This is a genomic window from Lelliottia sp. RD5 (assembly GCF_056032945.1).
Genome location: NZ_JBVYHQ010000001.1, coordinates 449963 through 472655, shown reverse-complemented (window position 1 = coordinate 472655; position 22693 = coordinate 449963). Strand labels below are relative to the sequence as shown.

General features: G+C 55.0%; 19 protein-coding genes. 8 read left to right on the top strand and 11 right to left on the bottom strand.

What is annotated here, in order from left to right; all coding sequences use genetic code 11:
- The first annotated feature begins 43 nt into the window (after window positions 1–43).
- Entirely contained in the window at window positions 44–484 is a 441-nt protein-coding gene (locus AC0LWE_RS02440; protein ID WP_219346548.1) for a GFA family protein, read from the top strand.
- Window positions 485–571: 87 nt separating this feature from the next.
- Here AC0LWE_RS02440 and AC0LWE_RS02435 read toward each other — a convergent pair whose 3' ends face one another.
- Window positions 572–2056 (bottom strand): MFS transporter, encoded by a 1485-nt coding sequence (locus tag AC0LWE_RS02435; RefSeq protein ID WP_219346547.1) that lies wholly within the window; start codon window positions 2054–2056, stop codon window positions 572–574.
- Window positions 2057–2170: 114 nt separating this feature from the next.
- Between AC0LWE_RS02435 and AC0LWE_RS02430 the strand changes: the two genes are divergently transcribed.
- From AC0LWE_RS02430 to narI, 6 genes are all read left to right on the top strand, one after another.
- Window positions 2171–2746, top strand: coding sequence for a TetR family transcriptional regulator (locus AC0LWE_RS02430; RefSeq protein ID WP_202666716.1), 576 nt, complete (start codon window positions 2171–2173; stop codon window positions 2744–2746).
- Between the two features lie 212 nt (window positions 2747–2958).
- On the top strand, window positions 2959–4347 hold the full coding sequence (locus tag AC0LWE_RS02425) for a NarK family nitrate/nitrite MFS transporter (protein WP_219346546.1): 1389 nt from the start codon (window positions 2959–2961) through the stop codon (window positions 4345–4347).
- A gap of 165 nt (window positions 4348–4512) precedes the next feature.
- Window positions 4513–8253 (top strand): nitrate reductase subunit alpha, encoded by a 3741-nt coding sequence (locus AC0LWE_RS02420; RefSeq protein ID WP_219346545.1) that lies wholly within the window; start codon window positions 4513–4515, stop codon window positions 8251–8253.
- A complete protein-coding gene (gene narH / locus AC0LWE_RS02415) occupies window positions 8250–9794 on the top strand; it encodes a nitrate reductase subunit beta (protein ID WP_059178962.1) in 1545 nt (514 codons plus the stop codon). The genes AC0LWE_RS02420 and narH overlap by 4 nt, the downstream gene beginning before the upstream one ends.
- Entirely contained in the window at window positions 9794–10489 is a 696-nt protein-coding gene (gene narW, locus AC0LWE_RS02410; protein WP_202666713.1) for a nitrate reductase molybdenum cofactor assembly chaperone, read from the top strand. The genes narH and narW overlap by 1 nt, the downstream gene beginning before the upstream one ends.
- Complete coding sequence (gene narI, locus AC0LWE_RS02405; RefSeq protein ID WP_202666712.1) at window positions 10486–11166, top strand: respiratory nitrate reductase subunit gamma; 681 nt, start codon at window positions 10486–10488, stop codon at window positions 11164–11166. The genes narW and narI overlap by 4 nt, the downstream gene beginning before the upstream one ends.
- A 118-nt stretch (window positions 11167–11284) precedes the next feature.
- Here the strand turns inward: narI and nhoA are convergent, their stop codons facing one another.
- From nhoA to AC0LWE_RS02385, 4 genes are all read right to left on the bottom strand, one after another.
- Window positions 11285–12130 (bottom strand): N-hydroxyarylamine O-acetyltransferase, encoded by an 846-nt coding sequence (gene nhoA / locus AC0LWE_RS02400; RefSeq protein ID WP_219347693.1) that lies wholly within the window; start codon window positions 12128–12130, stop codon window positions 11285–11287.
- Window positions 12131–12202: 72 nt separating this feature from the next.
- The gene (locus AC0LWE_RS02395) at window positions 12203–13858 is read right to left on the bottom strand and encodes an ABC transporter permease (protein ID WP_219346544.1); all 1656 of its coding nucleotides are present in this window, start codon (window positions 13856–13858) and stop codon (window positions 12203–12205) included.
- Window positions 13859–13897: 39 nt separating this feature from the next.
- Window positions 13898–14866 (bottom strand): ABC transporter substrate-binding protein, encoded by a 969-nt coding sequence (locus AC0LWE_RS02390; RefSeq protein ID WP_174341790.1) that lies wholly within the window; start codon window positions 14864–14866, stop codon window positions 13898–13900.
- A complete protein-coding gene (locus AC0LWE_RS02385) occupies window positions 14863–15555 on the bottom strand; it encodes an ABC transporter ATP-binding protein (protein WP_059178968.1) in 693 nt (230 codons plus the stop codon). Before AC0LWE_RS02385 ends, AC0LWE_RS02390 begins: the two co-directional genes overlap by 4 nt.
- A gap of 135 nt (window positions 15556–15690) precedes the next feature.
- Between AC0LWE_RS02385 and AC0LWE_RS02380 the strand changes: the two genes are divergently transcribed.
- Entirely contained in the window at window positions 15691–16263 is a 573-nt protein-coding gene (locus AC0LWE_RS02380; RefSeq protein WP_059178969.1) for a flavin reductase family protein, read from the top strand.
- Window positions 16264–16345: 82 nt separating this feature from the next.
- Here AC0LWE_RS02380 and arnF read toward each other — a convergent pair whose 3' ends face one another.
- The 6 genes from arnF to arnC form a co-directional block, all read right to left on the bottom strand.
- Window positions 16346–16726: a 4-amino-4-deoxy-L-arabinose-phosphoundecaprenol flippase subunit ArnF gene (arnF, locus tag AC0LWE_RS02375; protein WP_059178970.1), complete on the bottom strand. Its 381-nt coding sequence runs from the start codon at window positions 16724–16726 to the stop codon at window positions 16346–16348.
- Window positions 16726–17049 carry a 4-amino-4-deoxy-L-arabinose-phosphoundecaprenol flippase subunit ArnE gene (gene arnE / locus AC0LWE_RS02370; protein ID WP_059178971.1) on the bottom strand — a complete coding sequence of 108 codons (324 nt, stop codon included), beginning with the start codon at window positions 17047–17049 and terminating at the stop codon, window positions 16726–16728. The genes arnF and arnE overlap by 1 nt, the downstream gene beginning before the upstream one ends.
- Window positions 17046–18707 carry a lipid IV(A) 4-amino-4-deoxy-L-arabinosyltransferase gene (arnT, locus tag AC0LWE_RS02365; RefSeq protein ID WP_234593692.1) on the bottom strand — a complete coding sequence of 554 codons (1662 nt, stop codon included), beginning with the start codon at window positions 18705–18707 and terminating at the stop codon, window positions 17046–17048. The genes arnE and arnT overlap by 4 nt, the downstream gene beginning before the upstream one ends.
- Window positions 18708–18836: 129 nt before the next feature.
- Entirely contained in the window at window positions 18837–19733 is an 897-nt protein-coding gene (gene arnD / locus AC0LWE_RS02360) for a 4-deoxy-4-formamido-L-arabinose-phosphoundecaprenol deformylase (RefSeq protein ID WP_202666707.1), read from the bottom strand.
- Complete coding sequence (gene arnA, locus AC0LWE_RS02355) at window positions 19730–21712, bottom strand: bifunctional UDP-4-amino-4-deoxy-L-arabinose formyltransferase/UDP-glucuronic acid oxidase ArnA (RefSeq protein WP_219346542.1); 1983 nt, start codon at window positions 21710–21712, stop codon at window positions 19730–19732. The genes arnD and arnA overlap by 4 nt, the downstream gene beginning before the upstream one ends.
- The gene (gene arnC / locus AC0LWE_RS02350; RefSeq protein WP_202666705.1) at window positions 21709–22692 is read right to left on the bottom strand and encodes an undecaprenyl-phosphate 4-deoxy-4-formamido-L-arabinose transferase; all 984 of its coding nucleotides are present in this window, start codon (window positions 22690–22692) and stop codon (window positions 21709–21711) included. Before arnC ends, arnA begins: the two co-directional genes overlap by 4 nt.
- Between the last annotated feature and the right edge of the window lies 1 nt (window position 22693).

Below are 22693 nucleotides of genomic sequence, written 5' to 3'. Positions count from 1 at the left end.
GCTTTTTTTATCGCGGTCATCTGGCGTGATAAAGGAGTACGCCATGCAAATCTATACAGGACACTGCTTATGTGGGATGAGCCATTTCAGCGTCAACATTGAAAATCTGGATGTGTATGCCTGCCACTGCACAACGTGCCAAAAATGGTCGGGCGGCATTGCCATGTATCTGGAAACCGCAGGCGTGCCAGCTGTGGAACACGATTCAATAGCCCCTTCGCACTTCTCGTCGTCGGCACGCGGCGAACGGTGGTTCTGTCCCGGTTGCGGCTGCCCGCTGTGGTACGAACTGACGTCAACTGAACGCTATTTTGTCCCGTGGACATTGCTGGAACTGAGTGAAGATGAGCGCCGTCGACTGGTGTTAGCCGCCGAAATCTATACCGAAACGCAGCCGGCTTTCTGGCGGTTAACCGGGCAATACGCGCGTTTTAGCGGAACCGAAATTGAAGCGCTGGACAAAAGCTGTTCGCTGACGGCGTAACCTCGCTGCTCGATTTAAAAGCATGAGGCACGCGCCGACAGAGATAGTGCGTGATACCCGGCATGCTACGCGCCGCCGGGTCAATGGCTACTGTTTCACTTTCGCCAGGCTAAACCAAATACCGATCGCAAGGATTAACAGCATCCCGCCTGCACTTCCCAACGCCACGCTGTGCGAGGTGATAAAAGCGGCTTTGGCGGATTCAATGACCGAGTCTGCCAGCGTCGGCGTCAGCTCCTGCGCCACTTTCACGGCTTCACCAATGGATGACGACGCTTTTTCAACCAGCGTGTCGTTCAACCCTTGCGGCAGAACAATCGACGCTGAGAAGCTGCGAGTTAGCAGCAGACCAAAAATCGCAATCCCTAGCCCCGCACCCAGCTCATAGGACATGGTTTCAATCGCACCGGCGGCGGCCGCTTTCTCTTTTGGCGCGGCGGCCATAATGGCGGACGTTGACGCCAATAGCGCACTGGCGGCGCTAAAGCCCAGCAGCACCATCAGGCTCCACGCTTGCCACTGCTGCGTACTGAAATCGAGCATCGATAATCCAAAGAAACTCACCGCACTCAACCCCATGCCGCCCGCCGCCACGATCCTCAGGCCCAGACGCCCTACCAGCACGCCGGCAATAGGCCCACTGAACCCGCTGGCGACCATCACTGGCAGCATAAACTTGCCCGCTTCAAACGGCGTGAAGCCGTGAACAAACTGCAACTCCTGCGCCATCAGCAGCTCAAAACCCACCAGCGCGATCATGGCCGTCATCGCCATCACGACGCCGCTTAAAATGATGCGATTGCAGAACAGGCGCATGTCGATCATCGGCGTGCTGGCGCGCAACTGAATACGCACAAAAATAAACAGCATCACGGCGCCGGTCAGTAACGTCATCGCAACAAGCCACGGCGAAAGCGCCCCTTTCAACGCCGTTTTGGCGCTGTAAACCAGCAGCAAAATCGCGACGATCAGCATCAGCGCATGGCTAATATTTAGCGGCTGCTCGGGGCGCCCCTGCTGTTTCGGGACGAGGCGTGCCGCAAGGGCGACAACCACAATCACAATCGGGACGTTGATCAAAAAGACCGATCCCCAGTAGAAGTGCTCCAGCAGAATACCGCCAACCAATGGACCAAACGCCGCACCGCCCGACCCCACCGCCGCCCACACGCCGAGGGCAATATTACGGTGCCGAGGATCGGTAAAGAGCGTGCGGATCCCCGCGAGCGTTGCCGGAATAATCATCGCGGCACCGATCGCCAGCGACGCACGCGCAGCGATCAGCCAGCCCGCTGAAGGCGAAAACGCCGCCGCCAGCGACGACAATCCAAATAACACGCTGCCGAGCATGAGCAATTTTTTAAAGCCGATACGATCGCCCAGCGCGCCCATGGGCAGCACCATCCCGGCCATCACCAGCGAATAAATATCAATAATCCACAGCAATTCGTTGCCGCTGGCGCCGAGCGTCATGCTCAATGTCGGTGCGGCGACGTGCAGCACCGTTGCGTCAATCGCCACCGGGATATACACCAGCACGATAATGACTAACGCTAACCACTGACGAAACATAAAGATCCTTTTTACCTTTTCTGGACACATGTCCAGGATGCGATCCTACGGAAAGTTGAACGTGTGTCCAGCTTTTTGTTACACTCGTTTCGTTACCATTAAGAGTGATGAGAAATGACCTATCTAAGCAAGGACGAACGCAGAGATGCTATCCTTCAGGCCGCCATGCGGGTGGCCCTGAATGAAGGATTTAGCGGGATGACCGTCAGGCGCATTGCCGCTGAGGCAAACGTCGCAGCCGGACAGGTTCACCATCACTTCACCAGCATCGGCGAGTTGAAATCACAGTCATTTATCCACCTGATTCGTGCCCTGCTCGATGCAGAAGTGGTGCCTGAAAGTGCCAGCTGGCGCGACCGACTTCACGGCATGCTCGGTAGCGATGAAGGGGGATTCGAACCTTATATTCGACTCTGGCGTGAAGCACAGTTCCTGGCCACTCGCGACCCGGAAATAAAAGGCGCTTATGTGCTCACAATGGAAATGTGGCACCAGGAAACGGTCGCTATTATTCGCGCAGGTGCTGCTGACAATGCCTTTATTTTGAAGGATCGCCCAGAAAATATTGCCTGGCGTTTAATCGGCCTGGTTTGTGGACTGGATGGTATTTATGTTCTGGGGATGCCCGAAATGGACGATGCCGCATTTAATCAGCATCTGAATAAATTAATAACGCTTGAGTTGGCATAATACTTCTTATGGAGTATAGGAAGTTGTTAAATTTTACAATTAGTAACACTTAAAGCGAACTCCTTTCTCCCTTCTAATCACAGGGGTTCGCTTTTTTATCTATCCTTCAGACGTATCCCAAAACATCCAAAAAATTCATAACGTCACACTTTAAAATAACTGTCTGTTTTCACTTTCCTTTTCTCCACGATATGGGTCAGTCCGAGGGCGATATGTCACAAAAAAGTGAGAAGAATAATCATTACCTTTTGAATAACTGGAAACCTGAAAACGCGGAATTTTGGGAGAACAAAGGCAAATATATTGCACGACGAAATCTGTGGATTTCCGTCGCCTGTCTGTTACTGGCTTTCTGCGTATGGATGTTATTTAGCGCCGTTGCGGTAAATCTTAATAAAGTGGGTTTTAATTTCACAACCGATCAGCTTTTTTTGTTAACCGCCCTCCCTTCTCTCTCCGGAGCGATATTACGCGTACCCTATTCTTTTATGGTGCCGATATTTGGTGGCCGTTACTGGACACTATTTAGCACGGTTATTTTGATTATTCCCTGCGTCTGGCTGGGCATCGCCGTTCAGAATAGCGCTACGCCGTATTGGGTGTTTATCACCATTGCGCTGCTGTGTGGATTCGCCGGTGCAAATTTTGCGTCCAGCATGGGCAATATCAGTTTTTTCTTCCCCAAATCAAAACAAGGTAGTGCTCTGGGAATCAACGGCGGGCTGGGTAATCTGGGTGTCAGCGTGATGCAAATGGTCGCGCCGGTCGTGATTTTCTTACCGATGTTTTCCTTCCTGGGCGTTCACGGCGTGCTCCAGGATGACGGCTCCACGCTCGCGCTGGCGAACGCCGCGTGGATATGGGCACCGCTGCTGTTTATCGCAACGCTCGCGGCATTTTTTGGTATGAATGATATCGCCAGTTCAAAAGCGTCCATTGCCAGCCAGTTGCCGGTACTTAAACAGCCGCATTTATGGTTGCTCAGTCTGCTTTATCTGGCCACATTCGGCTCGTTTATCGGCTTTTCAGCCGGGTTTGCAATGCTGTCAAAAACGCAGTTCCCGGCCGTGAATATTCTTCATCTCGCGTTCTTCGGTCCGCTAATTGGCGCGCTGGCGCGTTCGGCGGGCGGCGTGGTGTCGGACAAACTTGGCGGTGTGCGCGTGACGCTGGTGAATTTTGTCTTTATGGCCCTATTCAGCGCCCTGCTGTTCCTGACGCTTCCAGGAACGGGTTCCGGAAACTTTACCGCCTTTTATCTGGTCTTTATGGGCCTGTTCCTGACCGCGGGTTTAGGCAGCGGTTCCACCTTCCAGATGATCGCCGTTATCTTCCGCCAAATCACCATCTACAAGGTGAAACTGCGCGGCGGGACGGAAGAGCAAGCCCAGCAGGAAGCGGTTACCGATACTGCGGCGGCGCTCGGGTTTATCTCGGCCATCGGCGCGGTCGGGGGCTTCTTCATTCCCAAAGCGTTCGGCACGTCCCTCGCCATGACCGGCTCGCCGGTAGGTGCGATGAAAGTCTTCCTTGTGTTCTATATCGTCTGCGTGCTGGTGACCTGGCTGGTCTATGGCCGTCGGCAAAAGCACGTCAAATAATACCCGTCATATTTCAAGCTGCATGTGCGTTGGCTGCGCCCGTTCACCCGAATCACTTATCTGAGTCAGTGATTTGGAATTCACTCTCATGCCACATTGCTGCAACTCGAAATATGTAGGGCATTGACCTTTCGGCATTTTTTGTGAGCAGTCAGGAGGAACGTCATGAGTAAACTGTTGGATCGCTTTCGCTACTTCAAACAAAAAGGCGAGACTTTCGCCGACGGGCACGGGCAGGTGTATCACACCAACCGCGACTGGGAAGACAGTTATCGCCAGCGCTGGCAGTTCGACAAAATCGTGCGTTCGACCCACGGTGTCAACTGCACCGGCTCCTGTAGCTGGAAAATCTACGTTAAAAACGGGCTGGTGACGTGGGAAGTACAGCAAACCGATTACCCCCGTACCCGTCCTGACCTGCCAAACCACGAACCGCGCGGATGCCCGCGTGGCGCTAGCTACTCCTGGTATCTCTACAGCGCCAACCGCCTGAAATATCCCCTGGTCCGCCGCAAGCTGATCGAATTGTGGCGTGAGGCGCTGGGCCAACACAGCGATCCGGTACTGGCGTGGAATGCCATCATGAGCGACCCGCAAAAAACCAAAAGCTACAAACAGGCGCGCGGGCACGGCGGCTTTATCCGCTCCAACTGGAAAGAACTGAACCAGCTGATCGCGGCCGCAAACGTCTGGACCATCAAACACTACGGTCCGGATCGCGTGGCCGGTTTCTCACCGATTCCGGCGATGTCGATGGTTTCTTACGCTGCAGGCACGCGTTATCTCTCCCTGCTGGGCGGAACCTGCCTGAGCTTTTACGACTGGTATTGCGATCTTCCGCCTGCGTCACCGATGACCTGGGGTGAGCAGACCGACGTACCGGAATCCGCCGACTGGTATAACTCCAGCTACATCATTGCCTGGGGTTCTAACGTCCCGCAGACGCGCACGCCGGATGCCCACTTCTTTACCGAAGTGCGTTACAAAGGCACCAAAACTATCGCTATAACACCCGATTTTTCGGAAGTCGCGAAGCTCAGCGACCAGTGGCTGGCACCAAAACAAGGCACCGACAGCGCGCTGGCCATGGCGATGGGCCATGTAATTCTCAAAGAGTTCCACCTCGATAATCCCAGTGAATATTTCCTCAATTACTGCCGCCGTTACACCGATATGCCGATGCTGGTGATGCTCGACCAACGCGAAGACGGCAGTCTGGTACCCGGACGAATGCTGCGCGCATCGGATCTGGCCGACGGGCTGGGCGAGCAAAATAACCCTGAATGGAAAACCGTGGCCTTTGATATCGCCGGTGGGCTGGTTGCACCGAACGGTTCGATTGGGTTCCGCTGGGGCGAGAAAGGGAAATGGAATCTTGAACCGGTGGCGGCGGGACAGGAAATCGAGCTGACGCTGTCTCTGCTGATCACCCACGACACCGTGGCAAACGTGGCGTTCCCCTATTTCGGCGGCAACGAAAATCCGCATTTCCGCAGTGTGAAGCAAGATCCCGTGCTGATCCGCAAAGTCCCGTCCAAAACCCTTACGCTTGCGGACGGTCGCCAGCAACAGGTCGCCAGCGTTTACGATCTGGTGCTGGCGAATTACGGTCTCGACCGCGGTCTTGATGATGAAAATGCGGTTAACGATTACAGCGATGTCAAAGCCTATTCTCCCGCATGGGGCGAGCAAATTACGGGCGTTCCGCGTCGGCATATCGAACAAATTGCCCGCGAGTTTGCCGACACCGCGAATAAGACCCACGGACGCTCGATGATCATTCTGGGTGCCGGTGTGAACCACTGGTATCACATGGACATGAACTACCGCGGGATGATCAACATGCTGGTCTTCTGCGGCTGCGTCGGTAAAAGCGGAGGCGGCTGGTCACATTATGTCGGCCAGGAAAAGCTGCGCCCGCAAACCGGCTGGCTGCCGCTGGCGTTTGCCCTGGACTGGCACCGCCCGCCGCGCCAGATGAACAGCACATCGTATTTCTACAATCACGCCAGCCAGTGGCGCTACGAAAAGCTAACCGCCCAGGAGCTCCTCTCTCCGCTTGCCGACGCGTCAAAATTTACCGGGCATCTGATCGATTTCAACGTGCGGGCAGAACGTATGGGCTGGCTGCCCTCGGCCCCACAGCTTGGTGTTAATCCGCTGCATATCAAGGCGCGGGCCGACGCGGCGGGCATGTCGCCACAGGATTACACCGTGCAGGCGCTCAAAACGGGTGATATCCGCTTTGCCTGCGAGCAGCCGGATAACGGCAAAAACCATCCGCGCAATCTGTTCGTCTGGCGCTCGAATTTGCTGGGTTCATCCGGCAAAGGCCACGAGTACATGCTCAAGTATCTTCTTGGCACCGAGAGCGGTATTCAGGGCGACGATTTAGGCTCGACGGACGATGTCAAACCCGAAGAAGTGGAATGGCAAACCGCCGCCATCGAAGGCAAGTTAGACCTGCTGGTAACGCTCGATTTCCGCATGTCCAGCACCTGTTTGTTCTCCGATATCGTCTTACCGACCGCCACCTGGTATGAAAAAGACGACATGAATACCTCGGATATGCACCCGTTTATTCATCCGCTGTCGGCCGCCGTCGATCCTGCGTGGGAATCGCGCAGCGACTGGGAAATTTATAAAGGGTTGGCGAAAGTGTTCTCAGACGTGTGCGTCGGACACCTGGGGACCGAAACTGACGTGGTCCTGCAACCCCTGCAACACGACTCGCCGGCAGAACTATCCCAGCCGTTTGATATCCAGGACTGGCGCAAAGACGAATGCGATCTGATTCCCGGTAAAACTGCGCCAAATATTGCCGTTATTGAGCGTCATTATCCGGAAACTTACGAACGATTTACCGCGCTTGGCCCGTTAATGGACAAACTCGGCAATGGCGGGAAAGGCATCTCGTGGAACACACAAACTGAGATCGATTTCCTCGGCAAGCTGAACTACGTCAAGCTGAATGGGCCGGCAAAAGGCCGTCCGCTGATCGATACCGCGATAGATGCTTCTGAAGTCATCCTCGCGCTCGCCCCGGAAACCAACGGCCATGTGGCCGTAAAAGCCTGGGAAGCGCTCAGTGAATTCACGGGGCGAGAACATGCGCATCTGGCGCTAAACAAAGAAGACGAGAAAATTCGCTTCCGCGATATCCAGGCGCAGCCGCGCAAAATCATCTCCAGCCCAACGTGGTCAGGCATCGAGAGTGAACACGTTTCCTATAACGCCGGATACACGAACGTTCACGAACTCATTCCGTGGCGCACCCTCTCCGGACGTCAACAGCTGTATCAGGATCATCAGTGGATGCGCGCCTTCGGAGAAAGCCTGGTGGCCTATCGTCCGCCGATTGATACCCGCAGCGTGACGCACATGCGCGAGATCCCGCCGAACGGTTTCCCGGAAAAGGCGCTGAACTTCCTGACGCCGCACCAGAAATGGGGCATTCACTCTACCTACAGCGAAAACCTGCTGATGCAAACGCTGTCGCGCGGCGGGCCGATTGTGTGGATCAGCGAAACCGACGCCCGCGAGTTAGGCATTGAGGACAATGACTGGATCGAAGCCTTCAACGCCAACGGCGCTCTCACTGCTCGCGCCGTCGTCAGCCAGCGCGTACCGCCCGGTATGACCATGATGTACCACGCTCAGGAACGCATTCTGAACATTCCGGGATCGGAAGTGACCGGACGACGTGGCGGCATACATAACTCCGTCACCCGCGTGTGCCCGAAACCGACGCACATGATTGGCGGTTACGCCCAGTTGGCCTACAGCTTCAACTATTACGGCACCGTCGGATCCAACCGCGATGAATTCATCATGATCCGCAAAATGAAAAATATTAACTGGCTGGACGGCGAAGGTCGGGATCAGGTACAGGAGGCGAAAAAATGAAAATACGCTCACAGGTCGGCATGGTACTGAATCTCGATAAATGCATTGGCTGCCACACCTGTTCGGTGACGTGTAAAAACGTCTGGACCGGACGCGAAGGTATGGAATACGCGTGGTTTAACAACGTCGAAACCAAGCCGGGCGTTGGCTATCCGAAGAACTGGGAAGACCAGGAAGAGTGGCAAGGCGGCTGGGTTCGGGGGATCACCGGCAAGCTGACGCCAAAGCTCGGCGGACGCGTCGGCGTGCTGTCAAAAATCTTTGCTAACCCATCGCTACCCGGCATCGACGATTACTACGAACCCTTTACCTTCGACTATCAGGATCTGCACCGCGCCCCGGAGGGCGATCATCTGCCTACTGCCCGCCCGCGATCGCTGATTAGCGGTAAACGGATGGACAAAATCGTCGGCGGACCTAACTGGGAAGAGCTGCTCGGCGGCGAGTTCGAGAAACGCGCCCGCGACCGTAACTTCGACAAGATGCAAAAGGAGATGTACGGCCAGTTCGAAAACACCTTCATGATGTATCTCCCGCGCTTATGTGAGCACTGCCTGAACCCAAGCTGTGTGGCCACCTGCCCGAGCGGCGCGATCTACAAGCGCGAAGAGGACGGCATTGTGCTGATCGACCAGGACAAATGCCGTGGCTGGCGCATGTGTATCAGCGGTTGTCCGTACAAAAAAATCTACTTCAACTGGAAAAGCGGCAAATCAGAGAAATGCATCTTCTGCTACCCGCGTATCGAATCCGGCCAGCCAACCGTCTGTTCCGAAACCTGCGTCGGTCGCATCCGCTATCTCGGCGTACTGCTGTACGATGCGGACCGCATCGAAGAGGCGGCCAGCACCGAGCATGAAACCGATCTGTACGAACGTCAGTGCGATGTGTTCCTGAACCCACACGACCCGGCAGTGATTGAGGAGGCGTTTAAACAGGGTATTCCACAAAACGTGATTGACGCCGCGCAGCGCTCGCCGGTTTACAAAATGGCGATGGACTGGAAGCTGGCTCTGCCGCTCCACCCGGAATACCGTACCCTGCCAATGGTTTGGTATGTTCCGCCGCTGTCGCCGATTCAGTCCTATGCCGATGCCGGCGGTTTGCCGCAAACCGACAGCATTTTGCCTGCGGTCGAGAGCCTGCGCATTCCGGTGCAGTATCTGGCGAATATGCTCAGTGCGGGTGACACCGGCCCGGTGCTGCGCGCCCTGAAACGCATGATGGCGATGCGTCATTACAAACGCTCGCAAACCGTCGAAGGCGTGACCGATACCCGCGCCATCGAAGAAGTCGGTTTGAGCGTGGAACAGGTCGAAGAGATGTACCGCTATCTGGCCATCGCTAACTACGAAGACCGCTTCGTGATCCCAACCAGTCACCGCGAAATGGCGCGCGACGCCTTCCCGGAGAAAAATGGCTGCGGCTTTACCTTCGGCGACGGCTGTCACGGCTCCGACACCAAATTCAACCTCTTCAACAGCAGCCGCATCGACGCCATCAACATCGACGAGGTGCGCAAACATGGGGAGGGTGAATAATGCAGATCCTCAAAATCATTGCTTTGCTGATTGAATATCCCGATGAGACGTTGTGGGAAAGCAAGGCCGAAGCGCTGTCGCTGATCGCGCAGGATGCACCGATGCTGCTGCCCTTTGCGCAGCAGCATCTTGAGGCATCGCTTCTCGATAAACAGGCGCACTGGTGCGAAGTGTTTGAGCGCGGTCGCTCGACGTCGCTGCTGTTGTTTGAGCATGTTCATGCAGAGTCTCGCGATCGCGGTCAGGCGATGGTCGATCTCATGAGTCAATATGAGAAAGCCGGATTACAGCTGGATTGCCGCGAACTGCCGGACTATTTGCCGCTGTATCTGGAATATTTAAGCATCGTTCCAGACGCTGAAGCGCGGGAAGGTTTGCAAAACGTTGCGCCCATTCTGGCGCTTATCGGCGGACGACTGAAACAGCGTGACGTCGCGCATTATCAGCTTTTTGATGCCCTGCTGACCTTTGCCCAAAGCCCTCTCACAAGTGACAGTGTCACTAATCAGGTATCAACGGAACAACGCGATGACACTCGACAGGCGCTCGATGCGGTCTGGGAAGAGGAACAGGTGAAATTTATTGAGGACAACGCCACCGCCTGTGACAGTTCGCCGATGCAGCAATATCAACGCCGCTTTAGCCAGGACGTCGCGCCGCAATACGTAGACGTCAGCGCCGGAGGCCCAAAATGATGCAATTTCTGAACGTCTTTTTCTACGACATCTACCCGTATGTTTGCGGAACGGTATTCCTGATCGGAAGCTGGCTACGCTATGACTACGGGCAATACACCTGGCGCGCATCGTCCAGCCAGATGCTCGATAAACGCGGAATGGTGCTGTGGTCGAATCTGTTCCACATCGGCATTCTGGGGATTTTCTTCGGCCATTTATTCGGAATGCTGACCCCGCACTGGGTCTATTCGTGGTTCCTGCCGATGTCGCAAAAGCAGCTGATGGCGATGATTCTGGGCGGCGTGTGCGGCGTGTTAACGCTGATTGGCGGTGCGGGATTATTGATACGTCGATTAACCAATCCACGTATCCGCGCAACCTCAACGACAGCCGACATTTTGATTCTGTGCATCCTGCTGATTCAGTGCGTTTTGGGGCTGGCGACGATTCCATTTTCGGCGCAACACCCGGACGGCAGCGAAATGTTAAAACTGGTCGACTGGGCCCAGAGCGTGGTCACCTTCCACGGCGGCGCATCCGCGCATCTTGATGGCGTGGCCCCTATTTTCCGCGTGCATCTTGTGCTGGGTATGACTATCTTCCTGATTTTCCCCTTCACCCGACTGGTCCACGTCTGGAGCGCGCCGGTGGAATACTTGACCCGGCGATATCAGGTGGTGCGGTCACGGCGTTGACACGAGGATTCTGTTTCGCGGGATTTATCTTTGGCGTCACCCAGGTTTAAAATTTTGCTTCATTCCCTCTCCCTATGGGAGAGGGATAGCCTGAGAACAACAGAGCAGGTAGAAAATATTATTTCCCCGCCTGCGGATGGGTATCAAACCCGGCCATTACCGCTGTTAACTCCGCCAGAGAAAAACCGTGTTTCGCATCATCCACGCCCAGCCCAAACCGCTCCTGCATCAGTTCATACAACTCGCTGGCATCGGCCAGATTGCGCTGCTCGACGACATGCGTGCCCTGCCAGTGGGTAAAATGGAAATTAGTGAGCGTTAATTTGCCGCCATCCGGCAGGTGTCGGCACATCAGCAGATGATGACGGAAATGCGATTGCGGCCAGTGGGCAGACCAGAAATTCCCCATCACGTAATCGTTGAAATACTGCGTCACCAGATCGAAGTGATACATCGACTGCCAGTGATCGTGGTGACGGAACTGCAGCACCCAATCATTGCCCTCGTTGATCAGGCGATACAGCCCGTGTGGCGTGGCCTGTTCCTCTCCTGCGATTAGCCGAATCGGTGCCTTCAGCGTTTGCCCACCAAAACCGACATCGGCAATCCAGCGCTCACCGTTCAACTCGACGAGCAACAGGCGATGCGTACGCGGCGGCATCTGCGGCGGATTAGACAGCACCACGCGGCCCAAAACGCTGCGGACGTGAAAACCGATTTCCCGCAGGACGCGTTCGAAAAGTCCATTTTGCTCAAAGCAGTAGCCGCCGCGTCTGGCGGCGATCAGCTTATCCGCGACGTTTTGATCGTCCAGATGGATTTCTCGCGGCAACACCACATCGATATTCTCAAACGGAATAGCGCTGTTGTGCTGCAAATGCAGCGCACGCAAGGTGTCGATATCCGCTTGCACTGGCTGATGCCAGTCGATACGGGCGAAATAAGCACTCAGAAATGGGGACATCATCGGGTTCCTTGAAATGATTTCCCCTTTTTATAACCTATTTTTACGCCGCCACTGGCGCAAAAGTGCTTTTTAGCGACGAACACCGCGCTGCATGATGCCTAGCGCCGTGAGCATCAGCACAAGCCCTGTCATCAGCGTGAGCGTCGCCATCGCCATGCCTTGTCCAATCGAGCCTTGCTCAAATTGACGCCAGATAAACACTGATACGGTTTGCGTTCCGGCAGGGGCAAGTAACAGCGAAGTCACCAACTCTCGCGAGGCGATCGCAAACACCATCAACATCGCCGCCAGCAAGGCCGGAGAGACCAGAGGCAGCACGATAAACCGCAGCGCCTGAAACGCCGACGCGCCGTGAACGCGCCCAGCCGGCTCGAGATTACCGCCTAACTGGCGTAACGCGCTCCCGACGTAACGCACCGGCCACGGCAGCAGCAGACAGCAATAGGAAAGCAGTAAAATCACCCAGCTGTTATAGGGCGAAATTGTCCAGAACGGCTGGTTCCACAGCAGGATTAACCCCACGCCAACCACCACGCCCGGCAATGCCGCAGGCATCAGCGACAAGGCATCAATCACGCCGCGCCCTTTAATCTTTTGCACCACGACCAGCCAGGAGGCAAGAAGCCCAAAACTTCCCGTAATACAGGCGGCCCCAAACGCCAGTGAAAGACTGGTTCCGAGCGCCGACAGCGCATCGCCCTGCTGGCTAAATAGCGCCGTATAATGTGACAACGTCACGTTATCAGTTGTCACACCCCCAGACAGCGTGCCTAAAATGCCCGAAAGCGCCATCGACGCGCCCGGCAGAATAACGGCGATGATGCCTACCAGCGTCATCATCAGCACAACCGGAAACGTGAACACCCCTGCATCTGCCCCCATATTTTCCGTGGGTTTACCGGTAATACTGGTGACGTCATGATGCCCGGTCAGCTTTTTCTGTAATGCCCAGGCGCACAGCGCAATCACCACTAACACCACGGACAGCATTGACGCCCCCGAAAGATCAACCGGCCAGTCTGCCAGTTTTTTCTCGATATCCGTCGTTAACATCAATACCCCGGCACGTGTTCCCAGCGCTGCCGGAACACCGAACTCTTCGATGGCCAGCGTAAACGCCAGCAGCATCCCTGCAGCCAGCGCGGGAGAGAGCATCGGCAGCGTAATGTGCCAGAACGCCCTTCCGGCGCTCGCGCCGTGGACACGTGCCACTAACGCCAGACGCTGTCCGCTGGCCAGTAAACTGCGCGAAACCGCAAAATAGATAACCGGAAAAATATTCAGCGCCATCACCAGCACAATGCCGGTTTTACTGAATAACAGATCGTTGAGAGTAATGCCCGTTAGCTGCTGCAAATACCCATTGGTCTGGAGCACCAGCATCCACGACAGCGCGGCAATATAAGGCGGGGTTAAAAACGGAATCAAAAAAAGCAGATCCCACAGACGCGGCAGCGGCACATTAAAAAGCCCGCGCGCGACACCGAGTGGAAAACCAATCACGGCGCTGACCAGCGCCACGCCGGTTGCAATCTGCAACGTCCCACCCAGCATCACAGGCAACTGAGGTTCCGCCAATAATATACTCACGCCACTGAACGCGCCCGAAAGCGATCCGGCGCTGAACTGCGGGAAAATTGCCTGCAACACAATAAAAGCGAGCGGAAACGCCACCAGAACGATCAACACGGCGAGCGTCACACCCGAAATAAATCGCTGTTTCACGAGGAAATCCTGAAGACGGGGTTGCCCCCGTCGGATGAATTACAGGGAGAAAAGCGTGTTGAAGCGCTTGAGAATCGCGCTGCGCTCGCTGGTGCCATCATTTTTGACCGGCAGGATGTTCAGCTCATTTAACAACGGGCGTTTAGCCTGAACGTCTTCCCGCGCGGGCATCAGCCAGGCGTCGGCCACCATCGACTGCCCTTCCGGTGACAGGACATAATCAACAAACGCCTTCGCGTCGTCAGCATGCTGAGTCGACTTCAGAATCATCATGGGACGCGGAGCGATCACTGTTCCGCTCGCCGGGAAGATCACTTTCAGCGACTCGCCCTGATGAATATTGCCGTAGGAAACATAGTCGACCGCGCCAAACACCGCGGCTTTCGCGCCCTGCATCACCGGCGTAACGGCCTGTGCGTTCGGGCCGCTTACGACCATCCCGTTCTTCTTCAGTTCGTCAAACAGTGTCCAGGCTTTGTCGCCCATGCCATTTTGCAAACCGATCAGCAAATCCAGCGAAGCCCCCGACAGCGCCGGATCGGGCGTGGTGACTTTATCTTTGAATGCCTCAGTGGTGAGATCCTGCCACTCCTTGGGTTCCGGCGTGCCGCTTTTGGTGTTCCACACGATCCCCAGCGCAGAGATCCCCTGCGCGACGTAATCGGCAGATTTCAGTTCAGCCGGTACGCTAGCGGCATTCGCGCTCTGATACGGCAACAGCCATCCGCGAGTATGCAGATCTTCAGCCGTGTCCCACGACGCAGAAATCAAAATATCGGCCTGCGGATTGGCCTGTTCAGCTTCCAGACGCGCCATCACTTTGCCCGTGGTTGCCTGGAAAATATCCACTTTCACGCCTGTTTTCTTTTCAAAACCGGTCGCCAGATTTTTGGCCAGCGATCCTGGCCCCGCAGTGTAAACCGTCAGCGCATGTGCGCTGGACATCATGACGGTGGATAGCGCCATTGCGAGCAATACTCCCTTTTTAGCGGAAAATGACTTTTTCATGCGAACTCCCCAGAGGATGAAATCAAACGATCGGCAGCGACGCTACCAGCAGATAAATGCACGATGCGATCGGCCAGGATTTCAGCCTCCCGGCGATCGTGGGTGACATAGACAGCCGTCGTCCCAAGCTGACGCAACAGCGTAGCCATCTCCAGACACAGAGATTCGCGCAGTTCGCTATCGAGGTTGGAAAGCGGTTCGTCGAACAGCAGCACGCGCGGTTCCGCGACAATCGCGCGGGCGAGTGCCACGCGCTGTTGTTGACCGCCCGATAAACCTGCCGGTTTACGATCGGCAAACTCACTGAGTCCAACACGAGCCAGCGCCTGCGCGACGCGGGAATCACACTCCTGGCGTCTGACGTTGCGCATTTTTAGCGGGAACGCGACGTTTTGCGCGACCGTCATGTGCGGCCACAGAGCGTAATCCTGGAAAACCATGCCGATATCGCGCGCTTCTGGCGGTAGCGACCACCCTGCTTTCGCGACCAGCCGATCGCCAAAATGGATTTCCCCTTGCGCGGGATGCGTGAGTCCGGCGAGCAGACGCAGCAGCGTACTTTTACCGCAGCCTGACGGTCCCAGCAGTGCAACCACACTGCCTGCGTCAATGTGCAGATCGATTTGATTTAATACCGTGTTCGCACCAAAAGCGTAGGAAACGCCATTGAGCGTGATAGATGTGAACATATTGTTATCCTCTTTGGGATTTAATGTCCGACACTGTAGGCAGGCAAGATGACGAATGCATGACGGTTATGTTGCGACTTGATTTCATCCGTGATTCAGTCGTTTAATGCCGTAAAACCTCTTTAAGGAATTTCTATGAACCACTTCCGTCCCGTCGAGTTAAAACACGCCAGTCGTCTGCTCAATCACGGCCCGACGGTGCTGATTACCAGCCGTGACGAGACGATTGACCGTCGCAACGTGATGGCCGCCGCCTGGTCGATGCCCGTCGAATTTGAACCACCGCGCATCGCTATCGTCGTCGACAAAAGCGCGTGGTCGCGTGAACTCATCGAGCGCAGCGGGAAATTCGGTATCGTGATCCCAGGCGTTGCCGCAGCCAACTGGACGTATGCGGTAGGCAGCGTCAGCGGACGAGACGAAGACAAATTCAACGCCTACGGTATTCCGGTGATAAACGGCCCGGAATTGGGCCTGCCGGTGATTGAAGAGAAATGTCTGGCGTGGATGGAGTGCCGTCTGCTCCCCGCGACGTCCGCGGCGGAAAAATACGATACCCTGTTCGGCGAAGTTGTTGCGGCAGCGGCCGACGAACGCGCGTTCGTGGCGGGTCGCTGGCATTTTGATGAGGACAAACTGAACACGCTCCACCATTTGGGCGCGGGGACGTTTGTTGTCAGTGGGAAAACAGTGCGTGCCCCGGAATAGGCAGCTACAACCGCTGAATTTATGACTGCGGCGGTGATTCCTTTCACCGCAATTGTCTGCCTGCGGAGCCTGAACGGTACGCCTACGATTTTTTGTCAGGCAAACTCACTAACAATAAACCGACAAAAATCACGCTAACCCCCGCAAGCTTACCTGCGCTGAACGATTCATGCAGCCAGGGGAGCCAGATAGCGGCAGCCCACACCAGCACGTAACTTATACTCAGCAGCGGGTACGCTTTACTCAACGCGATACGGCGCAAAGCCATATACCAGCAGCCCATTGAAAAGACATAGGCAAACAAGCCGATGACCAATGCTACTGCACCGGGTGTGACATGTAAAAACGCCGATATTAATGCGTCGGTCTGGCCCACCGGCGGCAGCGTCACCATCGCCCATTTCATAATGAGCTGAGCACCGCTGACCAACAGCACGCTCATTACAGCCCAGACGTATCCCATCATGCGGTCCCTCCCAGGAGGATAATCCCCACCATGATCAGCAAAACGCCCACCCCGTGGCGAAGTGAGATGGGTTCATGCCAGATAAAACGCGCCGCGAGCGTAATAAAGATAAAGTTCAGGCTGAGCATCGGGTACGCAACGCTGACCGGCACGGTCTGGAGCACGAAAAGCCACAGCAACATGGCGCAGCCCAGCAGGAGAAGGCTTAGCGCCAGCCAGCCCAAAACACGCTGGCGCGCTCGCGTGTGGGCGGCCTGCTTTTGACAAAGCTGGCCGCCACAACTCAGTAGACTGGCAAACACAATGAGCACATAACTCATGGCGTTTTTTCATAGAAGAAGAGTAAGAAACGCCCTTTATGATAAAGCCGATCGGGCGGTGGCAGATCACTGTCTTCCGGGACGTTATCTTTAGACAATAATTTCACCAGCGAGACGTTACCCTCTTTACGATGTAACGCCAGCCAGCTGGCGAAATCGTTGCGAGAAACCAAGTTATCTTTCGCATCAGCAAAGTTTGTCAGGCCGTAGCCAAGCTCACCCGGTTTTGCATAAAGCGTAATATCGTTACGCTTCATTTCCCAGGCGATACCTGCGCCAACACCGACGCTGTCAGCAAGAATGTAACGGCTGCTCTCCAGTTCCGGACGCACCTGCCCAATAAAAGCCTGCGGATGCTTTGAGTAGATAACCTTGTCGGGAATCATGCCCCCCACTAACAGCGCGATACCCAGCGGACACAGCGCGGCCCATTGCCAGAGCCGGGCATTGTTACGCGTGGTGAAGTAACCGACCAATGCCCACACCAGGAACGCAATACTCGCCTGAATCACTTTCAGCACTTCATGGTTGGCATAAAGCGGATGTTTCACCACTCCCCACGGCGCCAGAACCAGCAGCACGATCAGCGTGCACACCGCGCCAAATACGGTATTGATCCAACCATTCACTTTTAGCGTGCGGGGTGTCGCCACTAACTGTGTGGCATGGCGCGCCAGCAAAATAGCCAGCGGCGCGAAGCACGGCAAAATATAGGTAGGAAGTTTGCCTTTCGCGATGCTAAAGAACAGCAGCGGCATCACGACCCAACCCAACAGGTACAGCGTTCCGCTTTCGAGATGCCGTTCTGTCCAGCTACGTTTAAGCGCCCCGGGTAATAACGCGACCCACGGCAGGCAACCCGCAATCAGGAATGGAATGTAATACCAGAAAGGCGCCTTATGCTGCGCGTCATTTTCTGCAAAACGCTGAATGTGCTCAACCCAGAAGAAATAGTGCCAGAACGTCGGTTCCGCTTTCGCAATCGCCAGCGCCCACGGCAGCGTTATCAGCGTGGCGCTGATGACCGCCAACGGCCCAAACAGCAGCACCTCTTTCCAGCGTTTTTGCGCAATCACCCACGGCAAAACACCCAGCACCGGGACGGCTAAGGCGAGGAATCCCTTGGTCATCACGCCCATACCACAGGCCAGACCGAGCAGAATGTATCCCCCTGCTTTACCCGCACGCGTTTGCGCGTTGGCACCCAACCAGAAACTGCACATCGCCGCGACCAGCCACAGGGTAATCATGGGGTCAAGAACGGCATACGTCCCCACGCCATAAACCAGTAAACAGGTCAGAAAAATCACCCCTGACAGGACGGCCATTTTCGTGTCACGCCAGAGGCGGAAAGCCAACCACACCACCATCAGCGCGCTTAAGGTTATTGAAAATACAGAACCGAATCTGACCGAGAAATTGTTATGGCCGAAAATCATCTGGCTAAGGTTGTTAATCCAGTATCCCGCCACCGGTTTTTCAAAATAGCGCACATCCAAAAAGTGCGGAACTATCCAGTTTCCTGCTGACAGCATCTCGCGGCTGATTTCCGCGTAGCGGGTTTCATCAGGCTGCCAAAGCGCACGAAATTCAAGTGGAAGCAGGTAAAGCAGAGCAAAACCCAATAACAGGACGAGCAAATACTGTGCTGATTTCATCCTTAAATACCCTAAATAATTCGAATTTCAGGCAGACGACCAGGCCAACAATCCCCGTCACAACGCGAACGGTGTGACGGGTACACACTTCGGGAACCAACGTACCTGCACCCTGAGGTAAGCCTGGATTTACTGGCCGACACGTTGTTGGCAACCCAACCAACCCTCGCGGCCAGGAATCGCGCCGCGCACCACTTTGCCCAATGGCAATGTCGATAAATCGTCAGGTAACAGCTCGCTTAATGGACAAAAGGTAATACCTTCCTGCGCGGCCATCGTGAGCAACTCGTCAAAGTCTTTGCGCATCACAATCCCTTCCACTTCGGCGTGGATGGTGTACACCGGGGTTCCGGTGTCTTGTTTGATGCGATCAAGGATAAATCGATTGTAACTTTCACGGCTAACGCCCTCACCGATCACTTCATCCCAGGTGGGGAGCGTGACCGGAATTTGCACCGTCCCGGAGCTCCCGTCCGCCATCACCGGTCGAAACGGTGTGGTTCCCCGGCAGTCACTATTGTAGCGAAAACCGAAAGACTCTTTCGCTTTCACAACGCGCTGATCGGCTCGCCATCCGGCAACCGCTGAGCATGTCACCGGCTGTTCAATAATGTCGGTCAACGTTTCAAGCCCGAGACGAATGTGTTTCTCAAGATGGTTGTTGTCCCAAACCCCTGCCCAGGTTTGCCACGCAAAGTGATCCCACGCGTGCAGGCCGACTTCATGGTGGTCCGCCGCCGCTGAAATAATGTCAGCATTACCCGCCCCAATCTGGCGGCCCGGCCAAGCCGTACCCGCCAGCAAAATGTCCCAGCCGTAGAGCGAGGCAGCGTTTGAACGCAGCATCTTCCACAAGAACTGCGGTTTCACCAGCCGCCATAGATGGCGTCCCATGTTGTCCGGCCCAACGCTCATAAAAAAAGTGGCCTGGATTGCATGCAAACTTAAAATCTCAAGAAGATGCGGAACCCCTTCTCGGGTGCCGCGCCATGTATCGACATCAATGCGCAGACCCACTTTTCTCATACCTGAGGTTCCGTCAATTCAACCGTTTTTAAGAAGAAGTCCAGGGTTTCATCAATCGTTTTTGCCATCTCAACCGTTGGCGTCCAGCTTATTAAGCGCTGAGCGTTACGGATGCTCGGTTTACGATGCTCGACGTCCTGGTAGCCTTTACCATAATACGTGCTGCTTTCCACTTCACGGAAACCGGCGAACGGAGGGAAATGTTGGCGCAGCGGGTGTTTTTCAAAGCTCGCCAGCAGCATTTCAGCCAGCTCTTTGATGCTCGCTTCATTATCCGGGTTACCGATATTGATGATTTGCCCGTCGCAGTTGCTGTTTTTGTTCTCAATGATGCGGAACAGCGCTTCGATACCATCGCTAATATCAGTAAAGCACCGTTTTTGACGCCCGCCGTCAATCAGCTTAATCGGCGATCCTTCGACCAGGTTCAGGATCAGCTGGGTGATTGCACGAGAAGAACCGATACGCGCCGCATTCAGGTTATCAAGACGGGGACCCATCCAGTTAAATGGACGGAACAGCGTAAAGCGCAGCCCTTCCTTCTCGCCATAAGCCCAGATAACACGGTCGAGCAACTGCTTGGAAACGGAGTAAATCCAGCGCTGCTTGTTGATTGGGCCAACGATCAGATTCGAGTGATCTTCATCGAACACCTTATCGCTACACATTCCATACACTTCAGACGTGGACGGGAAGATAATGCGTTTTTGGTATTTCACGCAGTCACGAATAATCTTCAGGTTTTCTTCGAAATCGAGTTCAAAGACGCGCAGCGGATTTCGGGTATATTCGATTGGCGTGGCAATCGCCACCAGGGGCAGAACCACGTCACATTTTTTGATGTGGTATTCAATCCATTCAGAGTGAATACTGATGTCCCCTTCCACAAAGTGGAAGCGCGCATTGCCAATGAAACGGCTTATCGCATCGGAACCGATATCCAGGCCATACACTTCAAAGTTGTCGTCTTGCAGTAAACGTTCCGTCAGGTGGTTACCGATAAACCCGTTCACGCCAAGAATTAACACGCGTGTGCGGCGCTTGATGGCGGAAACCGGCTTGCTACTGATGATCGCGCCCGCAACCAGTCCCAGCGTTTGTGCCAGCTGCGAGCCTTGCATGTATACGCCATTTTCGGTTTGCCCGGTCATGATTTCCAGCGCACCCGCGCCGGTAGCAATCACCAGCGGGCTGACAGACAATACGGTTCCCGCTTTTGCGGGCTGTAATTCGTCCCGAACACGCGCTTTCCAGACAATAAACTTACTGCCGCCCACATATCCAAACGCCCCCGGCCACGGGTCAGTCACCGCACGCACCAGGTTGTTAATGTCCTGCGCCGAAGCATGCCAGTCAATGCAGCCATCTTGCGCAGTACGGCGGCCAAAAATGCTGGCCTGGCTGTGATCTTGTTCAACCTGTGGGAAATGCCCGGTTTTGATCACCGGCAGAATATCGTTCAGCAGGTCAGTCGACGCTTGCGTCAGTTTATGATGCAGCGTTAACGCCGTTTCTTCCGGCGCAATGGCCACACGATGCTGTGCAACAATGGCACCGGCATCGGCACGGCTCACCATTCGGTGGAGCGTAACGCCTGTTTCCGTTTCCCCTTTCACCAGCACCCAGTTCAGCGGCGCGCGGCCACGGTAATGCGGCAGCAGCGAACCGTGCAGGTTGAATGCCCCCACCGTGGCGCTATTCAGAATTTCATCGCACAGCAAGTGGCGATAATAGAACGAAAAAATCACGTCAGGTTGTGCAGATTTAATACGGTCGATCCACAGCGGATGGTTCACATCGTTGGGTGCATAAACGGGAATACCATGCTCCGCCGCGATGCGAGCCACTGAGCCAAAGAAATGGTTTTCAGAAGGAGCATCAGGATGGGTATAAATGGCTGTGATGTCATAACCCGCAGCTACCAGTGCGTTAATGCCTGCACACCCAATGTCGTGATAAGCGAATACGACAGCTTTCATTGTTGATTTTCCTTTGAAGTTGAAACGACGTCGCGGCTAACAACGCGCTGAATAAAATAACGAGGGCGGGCCCGGACATCGGTATAAATGCGGCCGATGTATTCACCCAACAGTCCCATGGCGACAAACTGCGCGCCGATAAACATAAACAGCACGGCAAACAGCATGAACACGCCCTCCGCCGCCCATTGCGGACCGAAGGCAAGACGTAAAACCACCAGCAGAACCGACAGCGCAAAGCCCAGCACGGCGATAATGCTGCCGAAGACGCTGAGCATGCGCAGCGGTGTAGTGGTCAGGCAGGTCACCAGGTCGTACATAAGGTTAATCAGGCGCATAAAGCTGTATTTCGACTCCCCAAACTCACGCTCAGCGTGATGCACAGGGATTTCGATCGCTTTTCGCGCAAAGGTATTGGCCAGAATCGGTATAAACGTGCTGCGCTCGTGGCAATGCAGCATCGCGTCGACAATGTGCCGACGGTACGCGCGTAACATGCACCCATAGTCGCCCATCGCTTTACCGGTGGTGCTCTGAATGAGGCGATTAATCAGACGCGACGCGCGTTTGCGAAACCAGGTATCCTGGCGATTCTGGCGCACGGTGCCGACAACGTCATACCCTTCGTCGGCTTTCGCGACCAGACGCGGGATCTCTTCTGGCGGGTTTTGTAAATCGGCGTCCAGCGTGACAATTAGGTCCCCGGTGACGTGGCTAAAACCGGCCATAATTGCGTTGTGTTGTCCGTAATTTCGGTTAAGCAACACGGCGACAATATGGCTACCGGGTTCTTCTGCGGCATCGCTGAGCATGCTGGCGGATTCGTCGCTGCTCCCATCATCGACCAACAGAATTTCGTAATCTTTGCCGAGCATTTCACATGCGGCAGTCGTGCGCCGGATAAGCTCAGGCAAACTTTCCTGCTCGTTATAAACCGGGATCACCACGGACACTTTGTGGATGGCTTCTACTTTGGTCATT